This window comes from Agrococcus jejuensis (genome assembly GCF_007679035.1).
GTDB lineage: Bacteria > Actinomycetota > Actinomycetes > Actinomycetales > Microbacteriaceae > Agrococcus > Agrococcus jejuensis_A.
In genome coordinates this window covers 1-332 of record NZ_VEFR01000015.1, presented here as the reverse complement: position 1 = coordinate 332, position 332 = coordinate 1, and the positions used below count along the sequence as shown (strand labels likewise).

1 protein-coding gene is annotated in these 332 nt (G+C 64.5%); it reads right to left on the bottom strand.

Features of this window, described 5'->3' with window-relative positions:
• Positions 1-137: 137 nt before the first annotated feature.
• A partial coding sequence (locus tag FS793_RS16855; RefSeq protein WP_222123787.1) for a hypothetical protein occupies positions 138-332 on the bottom strand: 195 nt, incomplete at its 5' end.

The following is a 332-nucleotide window of genomic DNA, read 5'->3' as shown; positions in this document are numbered from 1 at the left end:
AACTTCTTCACCATCTACGTCTTCTCCCACACCAACTTCTCCATCCCACCTCCACCCCACACCACTATCTTCTCCTCCTCCCACACCTCCTCCACCCCCATCCCCCTTACCCCCCACTCCCTATCCTCTCCGCCATCTCACCCACCATCCCCCACTTCAACCACCCCATCCCCCCCCCTCACACCGCTGCCACTCCCCCTACCCCCCTTCCCCCTCTCACCCTCCATCCCTCCCTTCTGCACCACTCCCCCCTCCTCAACCATCTCCTCACCCTCAACATCCCCCACGTCGCCCCCGTGGCCGCCCGGGCGCTCGCTGCATGGTTCGGATCG